The sequence below is a fragment of the Gordonia sp. 852002-50816_SCH5313054-c genome, assembly GCF_001665925.1.
Lineage (GTDB): Bacteria > Actinomycetota > Actinomycetes > Mycobacteriales > Mycobacteriaceae > Gordonia > Gordonia jacobaea.
In genome coordinates this window covers 1-4245 of the sequence record NZ_LZTE01000013.1, presented here as the reverse complement: position 1 = coordinate 4245, position 4245 = coordinate 1, and the positions used below count along the sequence as shown (strand labels likewise).

Here is a 4245-nt window from a genome sequence, read left to right as displayed (position 1 = left end):
TGTCCAGCGGCCTGCTGACGACGAACCATCGAACACCTCCTGATAGAGGTGTTGCGACGACCAGTTGAATTCACCTTGCACTCCGCGGTCGGAGTGGTGGATCAGCCCGGCCACGTCGTGGCCGGCACGCGACCGTGCCCACAATCCCATGTCCAGGGCGTCGAGGGCGAGGTCGGTGTGCATGGTGGTCGAGACCTGCCAGCCTACGACCATCCGCGAGAACACGTCCAGGACGAACGCCGCGTACACCCAGCCCGAGTGGGTGCGGATGTAGGTCAGGTCCGCCACCCACAACGCGTTCGGTGCCGCCGCGGTGAACTGACGGTTGACCCGGTCAGCCGGCCGGGGTGTTTCAGCTCCCTCGCTGCGCGTGGTCTTGCGTGTCTTGAGTCTCGCTATCCCTTGCAGCCCATCGGCTTTCATCAATCGCTCGACGGTGCAGCGGGCAACACTATGGCCCTGTCTGCGCAATTGGGCATGCACCTTGCGGGCACCGTAGACGCCGAGGTTGTCGGCATGCACCGCGCGGACCTGGGTAAGGAGATCCCGGTCACGCACCACACGAGGCGCCTCGGTCTTCTGGGGGCTCAGGTGGGCTCGTACCGTGGACGGAGCGATCTGGGCGGACGTATCGCGCAATGCCGCACAGATCGGATCGACTCCGTGTTCATCGCGGTGAGCCGCGACGAACTCCACGATCAGCGCTGTGGGCGGTCGATGAAAGTCGGCCCGGGGCGCGGTGAATGCCTTGCGGCATTCCCGTCTCCCCGGACCGCTTCCCGAACCCGGCGTGCACCTTTCAATGCACCGGGCTCTCCACGAGAGCCGTTGTCGCCTCGGCGTTCACCGTGTCGACAGGTTCTGGCCAGGGTGAAGGGATCACCGAACCGCGGTAGCGGTATCGGGTGGTGCCGATCTTCTCCAGATCGATCAGTTCCCGTTCCTCCCCAGCGGGCCACCATCCGCCGCCGCAATAGCGGCGGCGGAGTTGCGTCCAAGTCGTTTTCGGGTGTTTGCGGCGTAACCATCTCCACACCGTCTGCCACAGGTAGTGGCTGATGTACGAGAAGACCGCCGAGGACACCCCGGCCCGGAAATACCCCGCCCATCCCCGCACACTCGCGTTCACGCGGCGTAACAGGACATCGAGCGGTTGGCCGACCCCGATCTGTCTGCACAACGTCTTGATCTTCCGGCACGCGGCCACCACGGCCTTCTTGGACGGATAGACATACACGTAGTGCCGGTTGGTTCCTCGCTTGCGATGTCGCTGGATGCGCCACCCGAGGAAATCCAACCCGTCGTCGATGTGGGTGATCAGGGTTTTGTCCGGTGACAGACGCAGCCCCATCGTCGCCAGCACGGCGGCGATGTCCTCTCGGAACTGCTCGGCATCGGCCCTGGTGCCCCGAATCATCAGGCACCAGTCATCGGCGTAGCGGACGAGCTTGAAATTCGGCAGGCCGTGGCGCAGGCGTGCCGCCCGCTCGGCCTTGCCGGTATTCGGCCCGCCCGCGAGCCCGGCGATGTACTCGTCGAGCACCGACAAGGCGATATTCGCCAGCAGCGGTGAGAGAATCCCACCCTGCGGGGTACCGGCGGTGGTGTCTTCCAGCAACTTGTCCTCGGTGAGGATGCCCGCCTTCAGAAATGCCTTCACCACGGCCAGGACGCGTTTGTCGCCGACACGTCGACGCACCCGGCCCATCAGGGCCGTGTGGTCGATCTCGTCGAAACATGCCTTGATGTCTCCCTCGACAACCCACTCGTAACAGCGAGGTCGGGTCGCGAGGTAACGCACCTCGGCCACCGCGTCATGAGCCCGGCGCTTCGGACGGAACCCGTAAGAACACGGCAGAAAATCCGCTTCGAAGATCGGCTCCAACACCAGCTTCAACGATGCCTGGACCACCCGGTCAGCGATCGTGGGGATACCCAGTCGGCGCAACTTACCGCCACTCTTGGGGATCATCCGCTCACGGACCGGCACCGGCCGGAAACTGCGGTCCTTCAGACCAGACCGCAATCCGTCAAGGAACTCCTCAACGCCCTGCACCTGCGCGACGCTGGACGCGGTACGCCCATCCACCCCAGCAGTTGCGGCACCCTTGTTCCCGCTCACCCGATCCCACGCCACCAACAGAAACGCGCGATCGGCAACAACATTGAACAGATCGTCGAACCTGCGATGCGGGTCATCGCGTGCCCAACGATGCAGTTTGGTCTGGATCTTCAGTACCCGGCGTTCCGCCTGCACCAGCGCGGACTCCAGTTCGTCGGTATTCACCGTCGACCACTCCTCCTGACATTCCAGTACTGCCACTGCGTCTTTCGCTGGTCCCCTTCGCCCTGTAGCCGTCTCTCACGGCCGCCGAGACGGGCACGTCACCACCCGCGACTACTACGAGACCTCTGCCCCAACCTGCACCTGTCAGCCGGACACGGGCCTTCCACCACGACGAGCCGGATGCTCGCCACGACGGGCCACACACAGGTCGGTTCCCACGTTCACCAGGAAATCGATCGGTCAGGGAGGCACCCAGCTTTACCCCAGCAGCATCGCCACGGCTACGCCGCAGACCTTCACCGTGGCCTCCTCACCGCCCGAAATACACGGCCTCGGAGACGAAACCCTCGGAGATAGAGGATGTCGAGCACTGCAGACCGGCCCAGATCCGCCAGGTTGGAGCCGGCTTCGCGGTTACGGGGCGTCCATCACTGGTTCGCTCACGCTGTACCTTCTGACCTTGCTCGACGAGCCCGCACCGTCTGGCAGTACCAGCACGACTCGCCTTTGTCGGGGCCGCTTGCCACCCTTCCCGGCGCTCCCCGGATCAGGCTGCCCCCAGCTTCATCAGGCCGCTGCGACGACCCGAAAGAGACGGTCTCTCACCACCTCTCGATATACCCAGCGCCTCGTGGCGCACATCTCCGCCGCAAAGAAAGCCGAAGCCTGCTTCAAGATCGTGTTCGCTCGCCGCAGTTCACGGTTCTCCCGCTCCAACGCCGCGATGCGGTCAGCGTCCTCACTCGTGGTGCCCGGGCGGACCCCGCCGTCGATCTCGGCCTGACGAACCCAATTGCGCAACGCCTCGGGATGGACTCCGAGCTGATCGGCGATCCGCTTGATCGCACCTCTCGACGAATCGGGATCTCGTCGCGCTTCACATGCCATCCGGGTGGCCCGGTCCTTGAGTTCCTCACTGTACTTGCGTGGTGCTGCCATGCTCTCCATCCTTCACAGGTTCGAGAGCCTCCGACAGACCCGGGGCGGTTCACTCGCTCAAGCGGCGATCAGCACCACTGACACCGAATCAGTGACGGTTCCGGGGCCCTGTGTCCACGGGCTTGTGTCGCGACGTTTCTGAAGGTTACGGCCGCACTGGATGGGGCTCTCGACCGTTTAGTCGGCGGAGGTGTGCGACTGGTCAGTTTGGCCGTTCTGCCAGGCCCACACGACGATCTCGACGCGAGTGACCACCATCCGTACCTGTTAACTCGAAGTACGCTGCCTTCACTGAATGTTCACCCGCAAATGGCACGTATCGGACCGCACCAGGCGATATCGTTTAGCGTCAACAAGCACCGCCGAACACGTGGCTCCCCCCTGCCGCGTATTCGGCGGAGGCGGTCCCAGCATCTCCTCGACGGAGTCACAACCGACGGCGAGCTCAAACCGGACTCCCGGGATCGGGTGCTGGCGGAACTGCGCGGGCACTTCCGTCCCGAGTTCCTCAACAGGGTCGACGACATCGTGTTGTTCACCCCGCTCACGCTGCCCCAGATCGCGCACATCGTCGAACTGCAGCTCACCGATCTCCGGAACAGGTTGTCGGAGCGCCAGATACACCTGGAGATCACGCCGGAAGCACGCCGGCTCATCGCCGAACACGGTTTCGACCCGGTCTACGGTGCGCGACCGCTACGGCGGTACATCGCCCACGAGGTCGAGACCAAGATCGGTCGTGCGCTGTTGCGAGGCGAAATCGAACCGGGCGGCACCATCAGTGTCACGGTGGACGGCGACGAGCTCGCCGTCACGTATGCGGAACCCGCTGTCGCGCCGTAGTAATCTCGCCAGGTGGATCGCGTCGCGCACATCGGTCTTGACCCGGTCACCGACCGGACGCTGTAGCTTGCTCGGCGCCACCACCTCGCACCGGATACCGGCTCTTCGAAGTTGAGCGGGCAATGCCTGGTCAGGGCCGCGGCGTGTCGTTGAGGTGAGACGCCCCTGGTCTCCGG

General features: G+C 64.3%; 2 protein-coding genes and 3 pseudogenes. 1 reads left to right on the top strand and 4 read right to left on the bottom strand.

All coding sequences use genetic code 11. The features are described from left to right. The 3 genes and pseudogenes from A5788_RS01045 to A5788_RS24540 form a co-directional block, all read right to left on the bottom strand. Nucleotides 1-804: IS3 family transposase (locus tag A5788_RS01045; RefSeq protein ID WP_269450018.1), on the bottom strand; the 804-nt coding region annotated here is incomplete at its 3' end. After that, nucleotides 800-2287: a group II intron reverse transcriptase/maturase gene (ltrA, locus tag A5788_RS01040; RefSeq protein WP_005176048.1), complete on the bottom strand. Its 1488-nt coding sequence runs from the start codon at nucleotides 2285-2287 to the stop codon at nucleotides 800-802. The genes ltrA and A5788_RS01045, both read right to left, overlap by 5 nt. Before the next feature lie 651 nt (nucleotides 2288-2938). Then, a pseudogene (locus tag A5788_RS24540) lies at nucleotides 2939-3175 on the bottom strand (transposase); the annotation flags it as partial. 456 nt (nucleotides 3176-3631) lie between these two features. Between A5788_RS24540 and A5788_RS01030 the strand changes: the two are divergent. Then, a pseudogene (locus A5788_RS01030) lies at nucleotides 3632-4069 on the top strand (type VI secretion system ATPase TssH); the annotation flags it as partial. Here A5788_RS01030 and A5788_RS24535 read toward each other — a convergent pair. Next, nucleotides 4058-4245, bottom strand: a pseudogene (locus A5788_RS24535) (IS110 family transposase); the annotation flags it as partial. The pseudogenes A5788_RS01030 and A5788_RS24535 overlap by 12 nt on opposite strands.